This is a genomic window from Pseudomonas sp. CH235 (genome assembly GCF_004368175.1).
GTDB classification, from domain to species: Bacteria; Pseudomonadota; Gammaproteobacteria; order Pseudomonadales; family Pseudomonadaceae; genus Aquipseudomonas; species Aquipseudomonas paraglycinae.
In genome coordinates this window covers 24,262-44,786 of the sequence record NZ_RRZJ01000031.1, presented here as the reverse complement: position 1 = coordinate 44,786, position 20,525 = coordinate 24,262, and the positions used below count along the sequence as shown (strand labels likewise).

20 protein-coding genes are annotated in these 20,525 nt (G+C 59.6%); 10 read left to right on the top strand and 10 right to left on the bottom strand.

What is annotated here, in order from left to right; translation table 11 throughout:
* Nucleotides 1-96: 96 nt before the first annotated feature.
* Together EIY71_RS24010 and EIY71_RS24005 are read left to right on the top strand one after the other, a co-directional pair.
* Nucleotides 97-375 carry a type II toxin-antitoxin system MqsR family toxin gene (locus tag EIY71_RS24010; protein ID WP_372239296.1) on the top strand — a complete coding sequence of 93 codons (279 nt, stop codon included), beginning with the start codon at nucleotides 97-99 and terminating at the stop codon, nucleotides 373-375.
* Nucleotides 372-863, top strand: a complete 492-nt coding sequence (locus tag EIY71_RS24005) for a type II TA system antitoxin MqsA family protein (RefSeq protein ID WP_007957339.1) — start codon at nucleotides 372-374, stop codon at nucleotides 861-863. Before EIY71_RS24010 ends, EIY71_RS24005 begins: the two co-directional genes overlap by 4 nt.
* 52 nt (nucleotides 864-915) lie before the next feature.
* On the opposite strand, the gene EIY71_RS24000 is transcribed toward EIY71_RS24005, so the two are convergent.
* From EIY71_RS24000 to EIY71_RS23985, 4 genes are all read right to left on the bottom strand, one after another.
* Entirely contained in the window at nucleotides 916-1,680 is a 765-nt protein-coding gene (locus EIY71_RS24000; RefSeq protein WP_007957337.1) for an amino acid ABC transporter ATP-binding protein, read from the bottom strand.
* 11 nt (nucleotides 1,681-1,691) lie between these two features.
* Nucleotides 1,692-2,789, bottom strand: a complete 1,098-nt coding sequence (locus EIY71_RS23995; RefSeq protein WP_007957335.1) for an amino acid ABC transporter permease — start codon at nucleotides 2,787-2,789, stop codon at nucleotides 1,692-1,694.
* A 10-nt stretch (nucleotides 2,790-2,799) separates the two neighbouring features.
* Nucleotides 2,800-3,981, bottom strand: coding sequence for an amino acid ABC transporter permease (locus tag EIY71_RS23990; protein WP_134023426.1), 1,182 nt, complete (start codon nucleotides 3,979-3,981; stop codon nucleotides 2,800-2,802).
* Between the two features lie 65 nt (nucleotides 3,982-4,046).
* Complete coding sequence (locus tag EIY71_RS23985; RefSeq protein WP_007957332.1) at nucleotides 4,047-5,078, bottom strand: amino acid ABC transporter substrate-binding protein; 1,032 nt, start codon at nucleotides 5,076-5,078, stop codon at nucleotides 4,047-4,049.
* 467 nt (nucleotides 5,079-5,545) lie between these two features.
* On the opposite strand from EIY71_RS23985, the gene EIY71_RS23980 reads away from it, so the two are divergent.
* The 5 genes from EIY71_RS23980 (at nucleotide 5,546) to EIY71_RS23960 (ending at nucleotide 10,723) form a co-directional block, all read left to right on the top strand.
* Nucleotides 5,546-6,202, top strand: coding sequence for an alpha/beta hydrolase (locus EIY71_RS23980; protein WP_085690612.1), 657 nt, complete (start codon nucleotides 5,546-5,548; stop codon nucleotides 6,200-6,202).
* A gap of 96 nt (nucleotides 6,203-6,298) precedes the next feature.
* The gene (gene rhlB / locus EIY71_RS23975; protein WP_085746996.1) at nucleotides 6,299-7,777 is read left to right on the top strand and encodes an ATP-dependent RNA helicase RhlB; all 1,479 of its coding nucleotides are present in this window, start codon (nucleotides 6,299-6,301) and stop codon (nucleotides 7,775-7,777) included.
* 124 nt (nucleotides 7,778-7,901) lie between these two features.
* Nucleotides 7,902-8,846: an ornithine cyclodeaminase family protein gene (locus EIY71_RS23970; protein WP_134023424.1), complete on the top strand. Its 945-nt coding sequence runs from the start codon at nucleotides 7,902-7,904 to the stop codon at nucleotides 8,844-8,846.
* A 14-nt stretch (nucleotides 8,847-8,860) separates the two neighbouring features.
* Nucleotides 8,861-9,988: an FAD-binding oxidoreductase gene (locus tag EIY71_RS23965; protein WP_085746994.1), complete on the top strand. Its 1,128-nt coding sequence runs from the start codon at nucleotides 8,861-8,863 to the stop codon at nucleotides 9,986-9,988.
* Between the two features lie 93 nt (nucleotides 9,989-10,081).
* A complete protein-coding gene (locus tag EIY71_RS23960) occupies nucleotides 10,082-10,723 on the top strand; it encodes a transcriptional regulator (RefSeq protein WP_085729709.1) in 642 nt (213 codons plus the stop codon).
* 37 nt (nucleotides 10,724-10,760) lie between these two features.
* Here EIY71_RS23960 and EIY71_RS23955 read toward each other — a convergent pair whose 3' ends face one another.
* The 6 genes from EIY71_RS23955 to EIY71_RS23930 form a co-directional block, all read right to left on the bottom strand.
* Nucleotides 10,761-11,537, bottom strand: a complete 777-nt coding sequence (locus EIY71_RS23955; RefSeq protein ID WP_011332566.1) for an ABC transporter substrate-binding protein — start codon at nucleotides 11,535-11,537, stop codon at nucleotides 10,761-10,763.
* 181 nt (nucleotides 11,538-11,718) lie between these two features.
* The gene (gene moaE, locus EIY71_RS23950) at nucleotides 11,719-12,171 is read right to left on the bottom strand and encodes a molybdopterin synthase catalytic subunit MoaE (protein ID WP_085746993.1); all 453 of its coding nucleotides are present in this window, start codon (nucleotides 12,169-12,171) and stop codon (nucleotides 11,719-11,721) included.
* Nucleotides 12,172-12,174: 3 nt separating this feature from the next.
* Nucleotides 12,175-12,417 carry a MoaD/ThiS family protein gene (locus EIY71_RS23945; RefSeq protein WP_085608143.1) on the bottom strand — a complete coding sequence of 81 codons (243 nt, stop codon included), beginning with the start codon at nucleotides 12,415-12,417 and terminating at the stop codon, nucleotides 12,175-12,177.
* Nucleotides 12,414-12,887, bottom strand: a complete 474-nt coding sequence (moaC, locus tag EIY71_RS23940; protein WP_007957321.1) for a cyclic pyranopterin monophosphate synthase MoaC — start codon at nucleotides 12,885-12,887, stop codon at nucleotides 12,414-12,416. The genes EIY71_RS23945 and moaC overlap by 4 nt, the downstream gene beginning before the upstream one ends.
* 101 nt (nucleotides 12,888-12,988) lie before the next feature.
* Nucleotides 12,989-14,383, bottom strand: coding sequence for a PhoH family protein (locus tag EIY71_RS23935; RefSeq protein ID WP_007957320.1), 1,395 nt, complete (start codon nucleotides 14,381-14,383; stop codon nucleotides 12,989-12,991).
* A 349-nt stretch (nucleotides 14,384-14,732) separates the two neighbouring features.
* Nucleotides 14,733-15,857, bottom strand: coding sequence for a polysaccharide deacetylase family protein (locus EIY71_RS23930; protein WP_102717123.1), 1,125 nt, complete (start codon nucleotides 15,855-15,857; stop codon nucleotides 14,733-14,735).
* A 138-nt stretch (nucleotides 15,858-15,995) separates the two neighbouring features.
* Here EIY71_RS23930 and yaaA point away from each other — a divergent pair, with 138 nt between their 5' ends.
* The 3 genes from yaaA to alg8 all read left to right on the top strand — a co-directional run bounded on the left by yaaA (nucleotide 15,996) and on the right by alg8 (nucleotide 20,491).
* Nucleotides 15,996-16,775, top strand: coding sequence for a peroxide stress protein YaaA (gene yaaA, locus EIY71_RS23925; RefSeq protein WP_064382456.1), 780 nt, complete (start codon nucleotides 15,996-15,998; stop codon nucleotides 16,773-16,775).
* Nucleotides 16,776-17,586: 811 nt separating this feature from the next.
* Nucleotides 17,587-18,903: a nucleotide sugar dehydrogenase gene (locus EIY71_RS23920; protein WP_011332560.1), complete on the top strand. Its 1,317-nt coding sequence runs from the start codon at nucleotides 17,587-17,589 to the stop codon at nucleotides 18,901-18,903.
* A 106-nt stretch (nucleotides 18,904-19,009) separates the two neighbouring features.
* Nucleotides 19,010-20,491 (top strand): mannuronan synthase, encoded by a 1,482-nt coding sequence (alg8, locus tag EIY71_RS23915; protein ID WP_163974069.1) that lies wholly within the window; start codon nucleotides 19,010-19,012, stop codon nucleotides 20,489-20,491.
* Nucleotides 20,492-20,525 lie beyond the last annotated feature (34 nt).

The following is a 20,525-nucleotide window of genomic DNA, read 5'->3' as shown; positions in this document are numbered from 1 at the left end:
GGATTTTCGATTGGTCAAAATTACCCTTTAAGGGTAATTTCAGGGACAGGGTTTTGGTTTCTTATGGAAAAGTAGACACCCCATTACGACTTGGTGGTGATCAAGGCTGAGGTCAGGCGACGGGGAAGACAGGCATTCACCAAGAGCGCAGAAAAAACCGGACTGGATCTCGGCTTCAGCATCATAGAGATGCAAGAAATCGTTTTCGAACTGCAGAACAGGATGTTGTACAAGTCGATGACCACCTATGACGATCATCGAGTCTGGCAAGACGTTTATCACACGCACTCACACGATCTGGAGATTTACATCAAGGTGACATACCGCCCCGAAGGTGGCCCACCGGTAATCTCCTTCAAGGAGAAAAACCAATGAAAACCCGGCAATGTTTCAGCTGCGGTGCACGTGAGGGAATGACACATTTCGAAGGCCGCGGCGAAACCATCAGTGTCAAAGGCATGGAACGTCGTATCGATGACCTTGCTGGCTGGGAATGTCGCAAATGCGGTGAGGTCGAGTGGGACGCCGATACCGATAGTGCAGAACGCTACACGCAAGCCGGTGATGATCTGGTAATAGCTGCCCGACAAATGATCGGTAACGAAATGAAGCGCATCCGGCGCAAATTGCACCTGACGCAAAAAGAAACGGTGCAACTGTTGTCAGGTGGCGGACACAACGCATTTTCCCGCTATGAGCGCGGCGAAGTGCTTCCGCCGAAGGCGTTGATGCTGCTGATGCGCCTGCTCGATCGCTATCCGCACTTGCTCGCCGATGCGAAAGCCTTGGGTGAAGGGGCGGATTTGAGGAACGCCTTCAAGTATACCGAGCACAAAGAACACGAAACCCTCACCGTTTCCTGACCCCAAAAAAACAAACCCGGCACAAGGCCGGGTTCATTTTATTCATCAGATCTCAATGCAGGATCTGACTCAGGAACAGCTTCGTCCGATCATTCTGCGGATTGTCGAAGAAGTCGTTCGGCGCCGCCTGTTCAACGATTTCGCCCTTGTCCATGAAGATCACGCGGTTGGCCACGGTGCGGGCGAAGCCCATTTCGTGGGTCACGCAGAGCATGGTCATGCCGTCTTCGGCCAGGCCGATCATGGTGTCGAGCACCTCTTTCACCATCTCCGGATCGAGTGCCGAGGTCGGTTCGTCGAACAGCATGATTTTCGGTTTCATGCACAGCGCGCGGGCGATCGCCACACGCTGCTGCTGACCGCCGGACAATTGCCCCGGGTACTTGTGCGCCTGCTCCGGAATGCGTACGCGTTCCAGGTAATGCATGGCGATTTCCTCGGCCTTGCGCTTGGGCATCTTGCGCACCCACATCGGCGCCAGGGTGCAGTTCTGCAGGATGGTCAGGTGCGGGAACAGGTTGAAGTGCTGAAATACCATGCCGACTTCACGGCGAATCGCTTCGATCTGCTTGAGGTCGTTGGTCAGCTCCACGCCATCGACCACGATGCGGCCCTGCTGGTGCTCTTCCAGACGGTTGAGGCAGCGGATGGTGGTGGACTTGCCGGAACCCGACGGGCCGCACAGCACGATACGCTCGCCCTGACGCACGTTGAGGTTGATGTCTTTCAGCACGTGGAACTGGCCATACCACTTGTTCACGCCCTGCATCTGAATGATGCCTTCAGGGCCCACTGGCTTTTTGATTGCTTCGCTCATCGAAAAAACTCCTAACGCTTGTGGCCAGTGTCGAGCTTGCGTTCCAGGTGCATGGAATAGCGCGACATGCCAAAACAGAAAATCCAGAACACCAGGGCGGCGAACACGTAGCCTTCGGTGGCCATGCCCAGCCATTTCGGATCGGCAGCGGCTTGCTTGACGCTGTTGAGCAGGTCAAAGAGGCCGATGATGATCACCAGGCTGGTGTCCTTGAACAGCGCGATGAAGGTGTTGACGATGCCGGGAATCACCAGCTTCAGGGCTTGCGGCAGAATCACCAGGCCCATGGCGCGCCAGTAACCGAGGCCCATCGCGGCCGCGGCTTCGTACTGACCTTTGGGGATCGCTTGCAGACCGCCGCGCACCACCTCGGCGACGTACGCCGACTGGAACAGGATCACGCCGATCAGCGCCCGCAGCAGCTTGTCGAAGTTCATGCCTTCGGGCAGGAACAGCGGCAGCATCACCGAGGACATGAACAGCACCGTGATCAACGGCACGCCGCGCCAGAACTCGATGAAGGTCACGCAGACCACTCGGATCGCCGGCATGTTCGAACGCCGGCCCAGCGCCAGGACAATCCCCAGCGGCAATGCACCGGCGATGCCGACAGTGGCGATCACCAGGGTCAGCATCAGACCGCCCCACTGGCTGGTCGCCACGGTGTCGAGGCCGAAGACGCCGCCATGCAGCAGGCACCAGGCAACGATCGGGTAGACCACCAGGAAGCTCAGGCCGTATACCGCCTTGTGCGCCACGCGCTTGATGAACAGTGGCGCCACGCCGATGACCGCCAGCCACACGGTCAGGTCCACGCGCCAGCGCAGTTCCGGCGGGTAGTAGCCGTACATGAACTGGCCGAAACGCTGCTGGATGAAGACCCAGCAGGCGCCGTCCTTGGTGCAGTCGGCGCGGGTGGTGCCGACCCAGTTGGCATCGATGATCGCCCAGCTGAGGATCGGCGGAATCACCAGGTAGATCAGGTAGAACGCGAACAGGGTCAGCAGGGTGTTGAGCCAGCTGGAGAACATGTTCGCGCGGATCCACGCCATCGGGCCGAAGACCTTGGCCGGCGGTGGCATGTCGGGTTTGAAAGTATGAGTACTCATGCGCTATTCCTTACCGCTCGATCAGCGCGATGCGCTTGTTGTACCAGTTCATCAGCAGGGAAATGCTGATACTGATCGCCAGGTACACGCTCATGGTGATGGCAATGACTTCGATCGCCTGACCGGTCTGGTTCAGCACGGTGCCGGCGAACAGCGAAACCATTTCCGGATAACCGATACCGGCCGCCAGCGAGGAGTTCTTCGCCAGGTTCAGGTATTGGCTGGTCAGCGGCGGGATGATGACCCGCAGCGCTTGCGGAATGATCACCTTGCGCAGAGTCGGGCCGTTGCGCAGGCCGAGCGAATGCGCCGCCTCGGTCTGGCCGTGGCTGACCGACTTGATGCCCGAACGCACGATCTCGGCGATGAACGCCGCGGTGTAAACCGTCAGCGCCAGGGTCAAGGCCAGCAGTTCCGGAATCAGCACCCAGCCACCGACGAAGTTGAAGCCTTGCAGCTTCGGCATTTCCCAGTGCACAGGTGCACCGAAGATCAGCGCGCACAGCGCCGGGATCACCAGGAACAGCGCCAGGCCTGCCCAGAACTTGTGGAATGGCTCGCCGGTTGCTTCAAAGCGCTTGTTGGCCCAGCGGCTCATCAGCACGATGGCGACGATGGCCACCACGATGCTGACCATGAACGCCCAGAAGCCGTCGGCCATTTGCGCGGCCGGCATGTTCAGGCCACGGCTGCTGACGAAGAAGGTATCGCCGAAGTTGTGGCTGTTGCGCGGCCCCGGCATGGTCAGGAACACCGCGAAGTACCAGAACAGGATCTGCAGCAGTGGCGGGATGTTACGGAAAACCTCCACGTACACCGTTGCCAGTTTGGAAATGATCCAGTTCTTCGACAGGCGCGCGACGCCGACGATGAAGCCGAGGATCGTGGCCAGGATCACACCGATGAAAGTCACCAGCAGCGTGTTGAGCAGGCCGATGACAAACACCCGGGCATAACTGTCCGCTTCGGTGTAGGAGATCAGGTGTTGAGCGATGCCGAACCCGGCACTGCGCTCCAGAAAGTCGAACCCCGAAGTGATACCCCGGTGTTGCAGGTTGGTCTGGGTGTTATCGAACAGATACCAGCCCAGGGAGACCACCGCCACGATGGTGATGATCTGAAATACCCACGCACGCACTCGTGGATCGCTGAGGCTGAGCCTCTGCTTTGGTGCGCCGATTGAATTTTGCATGAAGTGCCCCGGAAATAATGGAACAGAACGTCACCCGGCAGTTGGCCTGCCGGGTGACAGAACCATCAGCGCACTGGTGGTGCGTATTGAATGCCGCCGTTGTTCCACAGCGCGTTCAGGCCGCGGTCGATTTCCAGCGGAGTGCTCTTGCCGAGGTTTTTCTCGAAGATTTCGCCGTAGTTGCCGACTTGCTTGACGATCTGTACGACCCAGTCCTTCGGCAGTTTCAGGTCTTTGCCGTATTCGCCGTCTGCGCCGAGCATACGAGCGACATCCGGGTTCTTGGTCGCTTTGGCTTCCGCTTCGACGTTCTTCGAAGAGATGCCCGCTTCTTCGGTGTTCAGCAGCGCGTAGCCAACCCAACGCACGATGGCCAGCCACTCGTCGTCGCCGTTACGCACGACCGGGCCCAGTGGTTCCTTGGAAATGGTTTCCGGCAGAACCACATAGTCCTTCGGCGAAGCCAGCTTGCTGCGCTGGGCGAACAGCTGGGACTTGTCGGAGGTCAGCACGTCGCAACGACCGGATTCCAGCGACTTGGCGCTTTCATCGGAGGTGTCGAAAGTGATCGGGGTGTATTTCAGACCGTTGCCGCGGAAGTAGTCGGAAACGTTCAGCTCGGTGGTGGTACCGGCCTGGATGCAGATGGTTGCACCGTCCAGCTCTTTGGCACTCTTCACGCCCAGCTTGTTGTTTACCAGGAAGCCGATACCGTCGTAGTAGGTAATGAAGCCCGGGAATTTCAGCCCCATGCCCGCGTCACGGGAGCTGGTCATGGTGGTGTTGCGCGACAGGATGTCGATCTCGCCCGACTGCAGCGCGGTGAAACGCTCCTTGGCGTTCAACTGACTGAACTTGACCTTGGTCGCGTCGCCGAACACGGCAGCCGCCACAGCGCGGCAGACGTCAGCATCGATACCCACGATCTTGCCGGTGGAATCCGGAACCGAGAAGCCTGGCAAGCCATCACTGACGCCGCACTGCACGAATCCTTTCTTCTTCACTGCATCCAGGGTTGCACCCGCCTGAGCGAACCCGCTGACACCCAGTACTGCAGCAGCAGTCACGATCGCCAGAGTGGATTTCAACATCTTCATTCAAACCTCCAGTTTTGCTCTTGTTGTGTCGGAGCTTGAGTCCAGTCGCACCCTTTTGAGGCGTTGTTGACCCGTGTTGGCTTTTTTTGGGGTCAACCGACGCAGGACCTTCGCTATGAGTCTAGTAGGAGAAAATCCACATCATGGACAACTCACTTCTCACCAGTCGGCCGAACGGGCGGTAGCCCTTTCACGTTCGCTAAGCCCGTTGCGGCCATTGGCGAACATCCATCACCGGATTCTTTGCTATCCCGTCGCCAGGCGTTCACTGATAGTGTTACCGCCAGGCGCGAGATCGATTGCACGACTACCTCATAGCAAAGCCCGTACCACACCGGCTGCTGAAGCGATTGAGTGACAGGTCAATAGCAAAACTTGCAGCCTTGCGACATCTTCTTAACGGATCAACCGGGCGCGCACGCAAATCACGCACTCAATGAGAGCGCCCGCACACAATTGGAGCAGCCATGACCGAGCCCTTGATTCTTCAGCCTGTTAAGCCCGCAGACGCCTGCGTGATCTGGCTGCACGGCCTCGGCGCCGACCGCTACGACTTTCTGCCGGTGGCCGAAGCGCTTCAGGAAAGCCTGCTGAGCACGCGTTTCGTCCTGCCCCAGGCGCCGACCCGTCCGGTGACAATAAATGGCGGATATGCCATGCCGAGCTGGTACGACATCAAAGCCATGAGCCCGGCCCGGGCAATCGACCGCGATGAGCTGGAAGCGTCCGCCGACCGCATCATCGAATTGATCGAAGAACAGCGAAGCAGCGGAATAGACGCCTCGCGGATTTTCCTCGCCGGGTTCTCCCAGGGTGGCGCTGTGGTCTATCACACCGCGTTTCTGAAATGGCAGGGGCCGTTGGGCGGGGTGCTGGCATTATCGACATACGCGCCGACGTTCAGCGATGAACTGGAGTTGTCCGCCAGCCAGCAGCGGATTCCGGTGCTGTCGCTGCACGGCCAGTTCGACAACGTGGTGCAGAACTCGATGGGACGCACGGCTTATGAGTATCTCAAGGCCCATGGTGTCACCGTGACATGGCAGGAATACCCAATGGAGCACGAAGTGTTACCCGAAGAAATTCGCGACATCGGCACATGGTTGAGCGAACGCCTGCGCTGACAATTGCGACAGGGGTCGCCCTTTGATCATCCCACTACGCCGCGCCCGTTTCTTGCATTACACTGGCCGGCGTACATTCCTTAACCAATTGATGAGATGACCGTGCTCAAAGCACTCAAGAAAATGTTCGGTAAAAGCGAGGCTGAGCAGCTCGCGCCAGTCCCCACTGCGCCGTCGCACGCCCCCGGTCATCGCAGCGATGCCAGCCAGGCCGACCGCCAGACGCCCGCCACGACGCCCAAACGCGAACCGAAACCCGCTCCAGCTGCCGTGCCCGCCACCGAGCCAGCCCGCAGCGAAGCACCAAAACCGGCCAGACCACGTCGCGAACCCAAGCCCAAGGCGCCGGTGATTCCCTGGAAACTCGAAGACTTCGTCGTCGAGCCCCAGGAAGGCAAGACCCGCTTCCACGATTTCAAGCTCGCCCCGGAACTGATGCACGCCATCCACGACCTGGGTTTCCCGTATTGCACGCCGATCCAGGCTCAGGTGCTGGGTTACACCCTCGCCGGCAAAGACGCCATCGGCCGCGCCCAGACCGGCACAGGCAAGACCGCCGCGTTCCTGATCTCGATCATCACCCAGCTGTTGCAGACCCCGCCGCCGAAAGAGCGCTACATGGGCGAGCCACGGGCGCTGATCATCGCGCCGACCCGCGAGCTGGTGGTGCAGATCGCCAAGGACGCCGCCGACCTGACCAAGTACACCGGCCTCAACGTCATGACGTTCGTCGGCGGCATGGATTTCGACAAGCAGCTCAAGCACCTCGAAGCGCGCCATTGCGACATCCTCGTCGCGACCCCGGGCCGCCTGCTCGACTTCAACCAGCGCGGTGACGTACATCTGGACATGGTCGAAGTGATGGTGCTCGACGAAGCCGACCGCATGCTCGACATGGGCTTCATCCCGCAGGTTCGTCAGATCATTCGCCAGACCCCGCCGAAAAGCGAACGTCAGACCCTGCTGTTCTCCGCGACCTTCACCGATGACGTGATGAACCTCGCCAAGCAGTGGACCACCGATCCTGCGATCGTCGAAATCGAGGTCACCAACGTGGCCAACGAAAACGTCGAACAGCACATCTACGCGGTGGCCGGTGCCGACAAATACAAACTGCTCTTCAACCTGGTCAACGACAACGGCTGGGAGCGGGTGATCGTGTTCGCCAACCGCAAGGACGAAGTGCGCCGTATCGAGGAACGCCTGGTGCGTGACGGCATCAACGCCGCGCAGCTGTCCGGCGACGTGCCGCAGCACAAGCGGATCAAGACGCTCGAAGGCTTCCGCGAAGGCAAGATCCGGGTACTGGTCGCCACCGACGTGGCCGGTCGCGGTATCCACATCGACGGCATCAGCCACGTGATCAACTTCACCCTGCCGGAAGTCCCGGACGACTACGTGCACCGCATTGGTCGTACCGGTCGTGCTGGCGCCGACGGTGTGTCGATCAGCTTTGCCGGTGAAGACGACTCCTATCAGTTGCCGTCCATCGAAGAAAAACTCGGTCGCAAGATCAGCTGTGAAACGCCGCCGACCCATCTGTTGCGGGCGGTTGAGCGCAAGCGTCCACAGTAAGCGACGCCATAAAGAGAAGCGCAGCCGGCAACGGACTGCGCTTTTTTTTCACCCGGATATTGTTCAACAAAACTAAAAGTCCATAATGGACAAATTAGTTTAGAAACAGTCTCCGGAGTCTGACATGTCCAGTACGCCTTACGTGATCGACCAAACCCAGGCCCGCGAGCTGTTGGCCCGGATCGATGTGCCGCAGATCCTGCGCAAGCTGTTCCGCGATCTGGCGGCCGGGCATGCGGTGCAACCGGCGCAGCAACTGGTGGAATTCCCTCAGGGTGCCGGGGACTTCATCAACTATCTGGGCGTGCTGGCGGAAGACGGCGTGTACGGGGTCAAGACTTCGCCTTACATCGTTCGCGAACAAGGCCCGCTGGTGACCGCGTGGACACTGCTAATGTCGATGCAGACCGGTCAACCGCTGCTGCTCTGCGATGCCGGCGAACTGACGACTGCCCGCACAGCTGCGACCACCGCCGTGGCGGTCGATGCCCTCGCCCCGTTAAAGGCCGCGCGCCTGGCAATCATTGGTAGTGGCAAGGTCGCCCAGGCGCACCTGCATTACGTCAAAGCGTTGCGCGACTGGCAGAGCATCAGTGTGTACTCGCCGACCTTGAGCGAAGACCCGGCCACCGCCCGCCAACTGCAAGCCCTCGATCCACGGGTGAACATCGCCGACAGCCGCGAAACCGCCATCGCCGAAGCCGACGTGATCATGCTCTGCACCTCGTCCGCAGGCCCCGTGATCGACCCGGCAACCTTGAGCAAACCGGCGCTGATCACCTCGATCAGCACCAACGCACCGCGCGCCCACGAAGTGCCGCCGCAAAGCCTCAACGACATGCAGGTGTTCTGCGACTATCGTCTGACCACCCCGGGCTCGGCCGGCGAGATGCTGATCGCCCGCGAACAACATGGCTGGGACAACAACACGATCCTCGGTGACTTGGCGGATCTGCTCAGCGAAAAAGTGCAGCGTCCCGATTACAACCGTCACGTGTTTTTCCGCTCCATCGGTCTGGGCCTGGAAGACATCGCCCTGGCCAACGCCGTCTATCAATTGCAGCGCTGACACCGGAGATTTTCATGAGTCATGCAGATTTCATCATCATCGGCGGCGGGATTGCCGGCGCGTCCACCGGTTTCTGGCTGTCGCAGCACGGCAAGGTCGTGGTGCTGGAGCGCGAGTCGCACCCGGCCTATCACTCCACCGGGCGTTCGGCTGCGCTGTTCACCGCTGCTTACGGCACTGCGCAGGTCCGGGCGCTGACCCTGGCCAGCCGCGAATTCTTCGACCATCCGCCCAGCGGCTTCTGCGAGCACCCGCTGCTGACCCCGCGCGGGGAAATGACCGTGGACTTCACCGGCGACGTCGCCGAGCTGAACAATCAATACCTCAGCGCCAAAGCCACGGTGCCGGAGATGCAGTTGCTCAGCGCGGATGAAGCCTGCGCGCGGCTGCCGATCCTGCGCCGGGAAAAAGTCCATGGCGCGATCTACGACCCGACCGCCAGCGACATCGACACCGATGCCCTGCATCAGGGTTATCTGCGCGGCATCCGTCGCAACAACGGCCAGGTGCAGACCGATTGCGAAGTGCTCGGACTGAGCCGCGACGCCGACGGCATCTGGCACGTGCAGACCAACGGCCAGACTTTCAGCGCGCCCATCGTGATCAACGCAGCAGGCGCCTGGGCCGACAAGATCGGTGCCCTCGCCGGCGCCAAGCCGCTGGGCCTGCAACCGAAACGCCGCGCGGCGTTCATCTTCGCCGGCCCGGAAGGCGTGGACATTCATCACTGGCCGATGCTGGTCAGCCTCGACGAATCGTTCTACATGAAGCCCGACGCCGGGATGTTCCTCGGCTCCCCGGCCAATGCCGACCCGGTCGAACCCCACGATGTGCAACCGGAAGAACTGGACATTGCCATGGGCATTTACCAGATCGAGGAAGCGACGACGCTGACCATCCGCCGCCCGACCCGCACCTGGGCCGGCCTGCGCAGTTTCGTCACCGATGGCGATTTGCTGTCCGGCTTCGATCCTCAGGTGCCGGGGCTGTTCTGGGTCGCGGCCCAGGGTGGCTACGGCATCCAGACTTCGCCGGCGATGGGCATGGCCAGCGCGGCACTGGTACGTGGCGAATCGTTGCCCGACCATCTCAAGCAATTCGGCCTGACCGCCGCCATGCTCGCCCCTGCCCGCCTGGCCTGACCGTCCGCCCGGATGACGCGCCCGACGGATTGCGGCACACTCGCAACGCCCCCGGATCACGGGGGCGTTGACGTTGCCTGGAGCTCCACAGTTATGACCGCCCCCGAACACACGCCCGAGCTGAATGACGCCGCGCTGGACAACTACCACGCCATCGCCGACGCCATTGCCACGCTGTTCTTTCCCCACGCCGAAGTGGTGCTGCACGACCTGCGCACGCAGAAGGTCGACTACATCGCCAACAACCTGTCGAAACGGGTGATCGGCGATGAATCGTCGCTGGAAGACATGCTCAGCGACGACGTCAGCGAACGGAACATCGGTCCGTACGAAAAGCTCAACTGGGACGGCCAGAAGATTCGCAGCCTGAGCACCGTGCTGCGCGACAGCGAAGGTCATCCGCTGGCGGTGCTGTGCATCAATCTGAATATTTCGCTGTTCGAAAATGCCAAGGCTGCGCTGGACCTGTTCCTCTCGCCGAGCAAACTGATCCCGCAACCGGACTCGCTGTTTCGCGATGACTGGCAGGAGCGCATCAACACTTTCCTGCACGCCTGGCTACGCGAGCGGCAACTGAGCCTGAATTTGCTGACCCGCGATCACAAACGCGAACTGGTGCTGGCGCTGCACGCCGAGGGAGCGTTCAAGGGCAAGAGCGCCTCGAACTATGTAGCCAATGTACTGAACATGGGGCGGGCGACGGTGTACAAGCACTTGAAGGAATTGAAGGGCTGAAACCGTGCAGCCTGCGAAGGCTGCACGGTCTTCAGACTCAGTCGCCGTAGATGTCCGACTTGAAGTACTTCTCGGAAATTTTCTGATACTCGCCACTCGCGCGAATGCCGTCGATGGCAGTGTTCAACTGGCTGACCAGTTCGGTGTTGCCCTTGCGCACCGCAATCCCCGCGCCCTCGCCCACGTATTTCGGATCCTTCAGCTCAGGCCCGACGAAGGCGTAACCCTTGCCGCGCGGCATCGACAGGAAGTCGGTCAGCGGGATGGTGTCGGCGAAAATCGCATCGAGACGCCCGGCCGCCAGGTCCATGTAGATTTCTTCGTTGTTGCCGTAGCGCTTGACGTTGATGCCCTTGGGCTCGAACACCTCGGTGGCGTAACGGTCGGTGGTAGTCGCACGCTGCACGCCGACGGTCTTGCCCTTGAGGCTGGCGTACTGGTCATCGACGCTCGCGCCTTCCTTCATCACCAGCCGCGACGAGGTGAAATAGTACTTGTGGGTGAAGTCCACCGACTTCTTGCGGTCTTCATTGATGGTCATGGACGACAGCGCCATGTCGATTTTCTTCACTTTCAGGGAAGGAATGAGACCGTCGAACTCGCCCTCGACCCACACGCACTTGACCTGCATCTGCGCGCACAGGGCATTGCCGATGTCGTAGTCGAAACCGACGATTTCACCCTTGTCGGTTTTCGAGGCGAAGGGCGGATAAGCCGCTTCGATACCGATGCGCAGGGTTTTCTCGGCGGCGAACGCGCTGCTGCACGCCAACAGGCTCAGTGCCAGACCGGTGATGAGGGGGAATTTCTTCATGTTCGTTCTCTCGCGGGTTGTTGTTGGTTTGGCAAGACAGAAGAAAAAGCTGGAAACGGGGAAAGACTTTTTTGTACTTGTAAATCCATACTGGACTTTTACGTACAAACCGTCAATTGGACAAACGCCATCGGCGTCAGCCGATGGTCGGGAGTCGAGGGGAGATTGATTGGGAAAGGAATTACTGCTTCCAGCGATCCGCCGCCGCATGATCGCTGTCGCGACCTTCGACCCAGCGCGGGCCGTCGCTGGTGTTTTCTTTCTTCCAGAACGGTGCGCGGGTTTTCAGGTAATCCATGACGAAGGCGCAGGCGTCGAACGCCGCCTGGCGATGGGCACTGGCGGCGGCGACGAACACGATCGGCTCGCCCGGTTCCAGCGCGCCGATGCGGTGCAGCACTTCCAGTTTCAACAGCGGCCAGCGCTCCTCGGCTTCAACGGCGATCTTGCCGAGGGCTTTTTCGGTCATTCCCGGATAGTGTTCGAGGAACATCCCGGCGACATCGAGGCCATCGTTGAAGTCGCGCACGTAACCGACAAAACTCACCACCGCGCCGACCCCGACATTGGCCGCGTGCATCGCGTTGACTTCAGCGCCGGGATCGAACGGCTCGGACTGCACCCGAATGCCCATGTCTCAGCCTCCGGTCACGGTAGGGAAAAACGCTACTTCGTCGCCATCGACCACCGGTTCGTCGAGCTGGCAGAGGTCTTCGTTGCGCGCGCACATCAGGTTCTGTTCGCTCAGCACCTCGGCGCCCTCACGCTGCGCCAGCAACGCACGAACGTCATCGACGGTGGCGAAATCACCTTCGACCTTCACCGAATCCACGCCCAGCGCCTCGCGGTAACGGGCAAAAAACTTCACGGTCAGGTTCATGGCTGCTCCGCCTGGAAATGCCCGCTCTTGCCGCCAACCTTTTCCAGCAGACGTACGCTTTCGATGGTCATGCCACGATCCACGGCCTTGCACATGTCGTAGATGGTCAGGGCGGCGACGCTGGCGGCGGTCAGCGCTTCCATCTCGACGCCGGTCTGCCCGGACAGTTTGCAACGGGCCACGATGCGCACCGCGTCATCGCCTTCGGCACTGAGTTCGACCTTGACGCCGGTCAGCATCAACGGATGGCACAGGGGAATCAGGTCACTGGTTTTCTTCGCCGCCTGAATGCCGGCAATGCGCGCCACGGCGAACACGTCGCCCTTGGGATGGCCACCGCTGACGATCATCTGCAGGGTGTCGGGCAGCATGCGCACCAGCGCTTGGGCCGTCGCTTCACGGAACGTCACGGCTTTTTCGGTGACGTCGACCATGTTGGCGCGACCTTGGGAATCGAGATGAGTCAGCACGGGATTACTCCTGATCAGGAGCGTCGATTGTAAACCTGGGGGTCAGAATTGCGCACATAAAAAACCGGGCGACTTTGCAGTCGCCCGGTTCGGTTTGACGGTTACAGATGCGATTCGGCGTATTCGGCCAGGATCGAGCGAGGCACCCCTTGCAGGGTGATGTGCACACCGTTGGGGAAATCCTTGAAGCGTTCGGTCAGGTAGGTCAGCCCGGAACTGGTCGCGGACAGGTAAGGGGTGTCGATCTGTGCCAGGTTGCCCAGGCACACCACTTTGGAACCGGCGCCGGCCCGGGTGATGATGGTTTTCATCTGGTGCGGCGTGAGGTTCTGGCATTCGTCGATCAGGATCAGGCTCTGCTGGAAGCTGCGACCGCGAATGTAGTTGAGCGATTTGAACTGCAACGGCACTTTGCTGAGGATGTAGTCGACGCTGCCATGGGTGTTTTCGTCATCCATGTGCAAGGCTTCGAGGTTGTCGGTGATGGCGCCCAGCCACGGCTCCATTTTTTCCGCCTCGGTGCCGGGCAGGAAGCCGATTTCCTGGTCCAGGCCCTGCACGCTGCGGGTGGCGATGATGCGGCGATAGCGCTTGCTGACCATGGTCTGCTCGATCGCCGCGGCCAGCGCCAGAATGGTTTTACCCGAGCCGGCGGCGCCGGACAGGTTGACCAGGTGAATATCCGGATCCAGCAGCGCGTACAGCGCCAGGCTCTGGTAGATGTCCCGTGGCTTGAGGCCCCAGGCTTCCTGATGCAACAGCGGTTCCTGGTGCAGGTCGAGGATCAGCAGCTTGTCTTCTTCGATCTCCTTGATCCAGCCGACGAAGCCCTGCTCATCGATGATGAACTCGTTGATGTGCACGGCAGGCAGGTTGTCGATCAGCTGTACCTGATGCCAGGTGCGGCCGTGGTCCTGACGGGTTTCGACCTTGCTCACGCGGTCCCAGAAGGAGCCGGTCATGTTGTGATAGCCGTTGGGCAGCAGGGACACGTCGTCAACCAACTGGTCGGTGCTGTAGTCCTCGGCGTCGATCCCGCAGGCGCGCGCCTTGAGGCGCATGTTGATGTCTTTGGTAACGAGCACCACCGGTTTTTTCGGGTCGCGGGTATGCAGGTCGATCAGCTGGTTGATGATTTTGTTGTCGTTCAGATGCTCGGGCAGAATCAGGTTCGATTCGGCCTGCTTGCTCATCAGAATCGACAGCAAGCCCTTCGGGCCGCCCTTGCCGCGCTGGATCGGCACGCCCTGTTCGACATCATCGGGTGAAGCATCGCCCAGGGTCTTGTCGATCAGCCGGATAGCCTGACGGCATTCGGCGGCCACGCTGTGATGCCCGCTCTTGAGCTTGTCCAGCTCTTCAAGCACGGTCATCGGGATCGCGACGTGGTGTTCTTCGAAATTCAGCAGGGCGTTTGGATCGTGAATCAGTACGTTGGTATCGAGTACATAAAGGATTGGCTGGTTGGAGGAAGGGCTACGTCCGTGATCATCCATACTCGGTCACCTTTGTGGGAGCCATTCGACGCAATACCTCGGCGGTGCTGCGCCTCGAAGTGACTGCCGAATCCACCTGCACAGCTTTTGTCGGGATAGCAGGTGAACCGCACACAAAATGGGTCTTGGAAGACGCCACCTGTGTTGCAGGTTTCGGCGGTCTGACTTCGTAATACTCCAAAACCCGTGACAGAAAAAAGCACTTTGACGCTTTTTTGAAGTTTATTTTGCAAAGTGACGAAAAGCCCTTGGCGGACCGCCCTGCCCCCGTTAGAGTCGGAAGTCCGCCTGCATCGAATTCTGCAAAAAATTCACCCCAAGCCCAATGTTTCCGGGCTCTTGCCGTTTTTCAGCGAAACGCGTCCTGACAGTCTTCCCAGCCGATGCCGCTTTGCGCGGTTTGCGCGATCAGCCACGGCAACGCAGTCTTCACCGCATCCTGCTTCATGTTGAAATTGATCACCCCGTGCCGCCACAGCAGCATCAGGGTCAGCACCCGCTGCGCGCTCGGAGCGCCCTTGAGCTTGCCGGCGCCGTCCTGGGCATCGATGTCCCACAGCGCCACTTGCAGGCCCTGGCTGTTGAAAAAGCTCCGGGCATCGCTACGACGTTGCCCTTCCGGTGGACGGAACAGCGGCACGTAGTTCTCCGGCAACTTGTTCTTGACCAGATCGGCACTGCGCCGCACCGAATCCTGCCAGTCCTGCCAGTGGCTGTGGGAGCGGAACTCCCAGCCCTGCACGCCGACGCACTGCTGCGAAAACGCCGCTTGCAGGCTGCTGACGGAACGGTCGGCCAGCCGCGCCTGAACATCCTTGCCCAGCATGAAAAAGGTGCCGCTCAGGTTCGACTTGCGCAGGTACTCGGCGAGCCAGTCGGTGTTGTCCGGTTGCAGGTTGGCGGCGCTGTCGAAACTCAGCAGAAACAAGCGATCATGCATGTCGTCGCCGTTGCGCTCGTAGTCTCCGAAATGATCGAGTTCGCTGCTGGTCTGCGGCGACAGCGCAGCCTTGCGCATCAGCTCATCGAGGTATTGCAGGTGGAAGATCCGGCTCGGCTCGGCCCACTTGGTGTAATAGCTTTCGTCGCTGACCACGAATTTGGCGGCCTGCTCGCGCAGGGTCGGCAGGTCTTCGACGAGGAAGCAGAACGAGGCGTCCTGATCGCAGCTTTGCTGGGCAAAGTTGTAGTTGGCCAGCAGCCGCTGCCACAGGCGCTCGCGCAGGCTGTTGATTGCATCCAGATTGACCGTGCGCAGCCCCAGACGCTGGGCGAGCGCCGCTTCGTCCAGCGCTTCGGTGCCGAGCAGGCCTCGGGCGAACATCAGGATTTCCGCCCGCGAGGCGACATCGAACAGGGTCGGATTGTCGAGTTTTTCCGGCCAGGTGCTGCGATCCAGCGTCGCGATATCGCCCGGCGCCGCAACGGCACCGACGCTCAACAGCCACGCGGTGAAAAAAAGAACAATGCGCAAAGGGTGTCTCCATAACAAAACCCGCGCCGCACTATAGCCGATCCGGCTCGTAAACCGCCGATCACCTATGGACGCGATAGCTGGAGTCATCCGCCCCAACCCCCTAGAATCGCCCCCACGATTAAAGGAGACGACTTCATGCTGATGGTGATTTCCCCCGCCAAGACCCTCGATTACGAAACACCGCCGGCGACCCAGCGCTTCACCCAGCCGCAATACCTCGACCATTCCCAGGAACTGATCCAGCAACTGCGCGAACTGAGCCCGGCGCAGATCAGCGAACTGATGCACGTGTCCGACAAGATCGGCGGCCTTAACGCCGCGCGTTTCGGCAGCTGGACACCGGCGTTCACCCCGGAAAACGCCAAACAGGCACTGCTGGCCTTCAAGGGCGACGTCTACACCGGGCTTGATGCCCAGTCGTTCAGCGAAGCCGACTTCGATTACGCGCAACAGCACCTGCGCATGCTCTCCGGCCTTTACGGCCTGCTGCGGCCGCTCGACCTGATGCAGCCGTATCGCCTGGAAATGGGCACCAAACTGGCCAACGCCCGTGGCAAGGACTTGTACGCCTTCTGGGGCACGCGCATCAGCGAATGGCTGAACGAAGCGCTGGCCGACCAGGGCGACGACGTGCTGCTCAACCTGGCGTCCAACGAATACTTCTCGGCGGTCAAACGCACAGCCTTGAATGCGCGGATCATCAACACCGAATTCAAGGACCTTAAAAACGGCCAGTACAAGATCATCAGCTTCTACGCCAAGAAAGCCCGGGGCCTGATGAGCCGCTTCGTGATCCAGGAAAAAATCAACGATCCGGCCCTGCTCAAGCAGTTCGATGTGCAGGGTTATCGCTACAGCGCCGAGCAATCGAAACCGGATAATCTGGTGTTTCTACGCGATCACGCCCCCGAATAAAGCATGCCTAATGCACGACTCTTTATATGAAGAGTCGTGCAGCTCGCACGATGTCAAAAAACCCCCGCCACATTTCGCCATTTTACTGGCGCCAGAAAAACATCCCTGTCTTTTCTAAGATTAGTTTCACTCGACACTGATCATTTTTTTCAGTAGTGGCACCTAAATTTTTTCACCGTAGTGGCACAAAACTATCTAACGTGATTTTTCGCCTGTTATTAAAGGTCGAAAACGAAACTGCTATCAAATTGATACTGGTGCCATCTCTGACAATATTTCAAGAAATTTCAGATTTCGCGATGAGCGGACAGGAACTTCGTCCGAATGCATAGCTCATACCACCGGTAACGATTCTCGCCGAGTTTGTACGAGATAACTTACGCGGAGCAGATAGCCATGTAACCAAGTTGTCACAGCAACTTGCCTAGATGACTAACTAGTCTCAAAGCAGACGATGGACAGGAGATACGCACCATTAATATCCCCTACAAAGGCCATGGCCGCGCCCTTATAAACGTGCTCACCTGAGCACCCAACCGCTTGATTTACGGGACTTTCATCCTGACATCGAGCGCGCAAGACGATTGCACAAGAGTCTTCTCCAAAGAAGATCGGCTGCATAACAGGGCACGTCATAACAACAAGGCCTGGTTGCGCACATCTTGAGTGCACTTATTTAGACACTCGGAACTTAAGTATGCCTGCACACGGCATTGTGGCGCCTGTATGCCGCACTTTCGAGTGCACTAATGAACGCTGAACACCATTAACTCCGGCCCTCTAAGGCCTGATATATACAGAGGTAATTGCGATGCGCATCAGCATATTTGGTTTGGGTTACGTTGGCGCAGTATGTGCCGGTTGCCTGTCTGCTCGGGGCCACGACGTAGTGGGCGTCGATGTTGCCAAAGACAAGATCGACATGATCAACGCTGGCAAATCTCCCATTGTCGAACCGGGCCTGGGCGAGTTGCTGGCACAAGGTATTCAGACCGGTCGTCTGCGCGGCACGACCAACTTCGCCGAAGCGATTCGCGACACCGACCTGTCGATGATCTGCGTCGGTACGCCGAGCAAAAAGAACGGCGACCTGGAACTGAACTACATCGAAGCGGTATGCCGCGAGATCGGTTTTGTCCTGCGTGAAAAGTCCACCCGCCACACCATCGTGGTGCGCAGCACCGTATTGCCGGGCACCGTGGCAAACGTTGTCATCCCGATCCTCGAAGACTGCTCCGGCAAAAAAGCCGGCGTTGATTTCGGTGTCGCCGTGAACCCTGAGTTCCTGCGTGAATCCACCGCGATCGCCGACTACGACCTGCCACCGATGACCGTCATCGGCGAGTTCGACAAGGCGTCGGGTGACGTTCTGCAATCGCTGTACGAAGAACTCGACGCACCGATCATCCGCAAGGACATCGCCGTTGCCGAGATGATCAAGTACACCTGCAACGTCTGGCACGCCACCAAAGTGACCTTCGCCAACGAGATCGGCAACATCGCCAAAGCCGTGGGCGTCGATGGCCGCGAAGTGATGGACGTGGTCTGCCAGGACAAGACCCTCAACCTGTCCCAGTACTACATGCGCCCGGGCTTCGCCTTCGGCGGTTCGTGCCTGCCGAAAGATGTGCGCGCCCTGACCTACCGCGCCGGTTCCCTGGACGTCGAAGCGCCGCTGCTCAACTCGCTGATGCGCAGCAACGAATCGCAAGTGCAGAACGCCTTCGACATCGTTGAAAGCCACGACAAACGCAAAGTCGCCCTGCTGGGCCTGAGCTTCAAGGCCGGCACCGACGACCTGCGCGAAAGTCCGCTGGTGGAACTGGCCGAGATGCTGATCGGCAAGGGTTACGACCTGAGCATCTACGACAGCAACGTCCAGTACGCTCGTGTCCACGGCGCGAACAAGGACTACATCGAGTCGAAGATCCCGCACGTATCGTCCCTGCTCAATTCGGACTTCGATTCGGTGATCGACAACTCCGACGTGATCATCCTCGGCAACCGCGACGAGAAGTTCCGCGCCCTGGCCGAAGAAGCGCCGCAGGGCAAGCAGGTGATCGACCTGGTGGGCTTCATGTCCAAGGCCACCAGTGCCGGTAGCCGCACTGAAGGCATCTGCTGGTAACTCGGCCCTAAGCGACAAGCCTCGAGCTGCAAGCCAAAGCGTTTCACTTGCAGCTCGAAGCTTGAAGCTTGTCGCTTAAAGCCCCCATCACCTTCGGATGACGGTCATGTCCAAGCTCAAACATTTTTTTCTGCAATCCGCCGGCTGGCTTTTGTTTCTGAGCCTGCTGATGGGCCTGGCCCTGATGCTGCCCACGTCCACGTTCGACTCCGAGTCGAAGGACTTCATTTTCCTGATTGGCGCCGTAGGTATCTGGCGCTACTCGATGGGTGCCACGCACTTTGTGCGCGGCATGATTTTCCTCTACATCGTCTACCCGCACCTGCGCCGCAAGGTTCGCAAGCTGGGTAAAGCGGCGGACCCGTCCCATGTGTTTCTGATGGTCACCAGTTTCCGCATCGACGCGTTGACCACCGCGCAGGTCTACAGCTCGGTGATCCGCGAAGCCATCGACTGCGAACTGCCGACCACCGTGGTCTGCTCGATCGTCGAAATGTCCGATGAGCTGCTGGTCAAGGCACTGTGGGCACGGATGAATCCGCCAGACCGGGTGAAACTCGACTTCGTGCGCATTCCCGGCACCGGCAAACGCGATGGCCTGGCCTATGGTTTCCGCGCGATCTCCCGTCACCTGCCGGACGACCGCGCCGTGGTGGCCGTGATCGACGGCGACACCGTGCTCGGCGAAGGCGTCGTGCGCAAAACCGTGCCGTGGTTCCAGATGTTCGGCAACGTCGGCGGCCTGACCACCAACGAATTTTGCGAAGTGCGCGGCGGCTACATCATGAGCGAATGGCACAAGCTGCGTTTCGCCCAGCGCCACATCAACATGTGCTCGATGGCCCTGTCCAAACGCGTGCTGACCATGACCGGGCGCATGTCGGTGTTCCGCGCCACCGTGGTCACCAACCCGGAATTCATCGCCGACGTTGAAAGCGACTCGCTGCAACACTGGCGTCTGGGCCGTTTCAAGTTCCTGACCGGCGACGACAAGTCGAGCTGGTTCAGCCTGATGCGCCTGGGCTACGACACCTTCTACGTGCCGGATGCCGCGATCAACACCGTTGAACACCCGCCGGAAAAGAGCTTCATCAAGGCCAGCCGCAAACTGATGTTCCGCTGGTACGGCAACAACCTGCGGCAGAACTCGCGAGCGCTGGGCCTGGGCGTGAAACGCCTCGGCGCCTTCACCTCGGTGGTGCTGTTCGACCAGCGCGTATCGATGTGGACCTCCTTGCTCGGCCTGACCGTGGCAATCATCGCCAGCTTCAAGTACGGCACCGCGTTCATCCTGGTTTACCTGCTGTGGATCGGCATCACCCGTCTGATTCTGACGCTGTTGCTGTCCTGCTCGGGCCACCGGATCGGTCCGGCCTACCCGGCGATTCTCTATTACAACCAGATCGTCGGCGCGCTGGTGAAGATCTACGTGTTCTTCCGCCTCGACCAACAATCCTGGACCCGACAACCCACTTCCCTGACCCGTGATCTCGCCAGCTTTCAACGTTGGTTCAACACCTGGTCGTCTCGGACCATGACCTTCTCCGCCGGCAGCATTTTCGTCGCCGTGCTGCTGATGATGGTCTGACCTGCCCCTATTGAATTAACAAGGAAATCGCCCC

Coding starts and splice junctions, on each gene's coding strand:
- EIY71_RS23920 (WP_011332560.1), top strand. CDS start 17,587: ATGCGCATCAGCATATTTGGTTTGGGTTACGTTGGCGCAGTATGTGCC.
- EIY71_RS23985 (WP_007957332.1), bottom strand. CDS start 5,078: ATGAAGATGTTGAAATCCACTCTGGCGATCGTGACTGCTGCTGCAGTA.
- EIY71_RS23960 (WP_085729709.1), top strand. CDS start 10,082: ATGACCGCCCCCGAACACACGCCCGAGCTGAATGACGCCGCGCTGGAC.
- EIY71_RS24000 (WP_007957337.1), bottom strand. CDS start 1,680: ATGAGCGAAGCAATCAAAAAGCCAGTGGGCCCTGAAGGCATCATTCAG.
- rhlB (WP_085746996.1), top strand. CDS start 6,299: ATGACCGTGCTCAAAGCACTCAAGAAAATGTTCGGTAAAAGCGAGGCT.
- EIY71_RS23965 (WP_085746994.1), top strand. CDS start 8,861: ATGAGTCATGCAGATTTCATCATCATCGGCGGCGGGATTGCCGGCGCG.
- moaE (WP_085746993.1), bottom strand. CDS start 12,171: ATGGGCATTCGGGTGCAGTCCGAGCCGTTCGATCCCGGCGCTGAAGTC.
- EIY71_RS23955 (WP_011332566.1), bottom strand. CDS start 11,537: ATGAAGAAATTCCCCCTCATCACCGGTCTGGCACTGAGCCTGTTGGCG.
- EIY71_RS23995 (WP_007957335.1), bottom strand. CDS start 2,789: ATGAGTACTCATACTTTCAAACCCGACATGCCACCGCCGGCCAAGGTC.
- EIY71_RS23990 (WP_134023426.1), bottom strand. CDS start 3,981: ATGCAAAATTCAATCGGCGCACCAAAGCAGAGGCTCAGCCTCAGCGAT.
- alg8 (WP_163974069.1), top strand. CDS start 19,010: ATGTCCAAGCTCAAACATTTTTTTCTGCAATCCGCCGGCTGGCTTTTG.
- EIY71_RS23945 (WP_085608143.1), bottom strand. CDS start 12,417: ATGAACCTGACCGTGAAGTTTTTTGCCCGTTACCGCGAGGCGCTGGGC.
- EIY71_RS23935 (WP_007957320.1), bottom strand. CDS start 14,383: ATGGATGATCACGGACGTAGCCCTTCCTCCAACCAGCCAATCCTTTAT.
- EIY71_RS23970 (WP_134023424.1), top strand. CDS start 7,902: ATGTCCAGTACGCCTTACGTGATCGACCAAACCCAGGCCCGCGAGCTG.
- EIY71_RS23980 (WP_085690612.1), top strand. CDS start 5,546: ATGACCGAGCCCTTGATTCTTCAGCCTGTTAAGCCCGCAGACGCCTGC.
- yaaA (WP_064382456.1), top strand. CDS start 15,996: ATGCTGATGGTGATTTCCCCCGCCAAGACCCTCGATTACGAAACACCG.
- EIY71_RS24005 (WP_007957339.1), top strand. CDS start 372: ATGAAAACCCGGCAATGTTTCAGCTGCGGTGCACGTGAGGGAATGACA.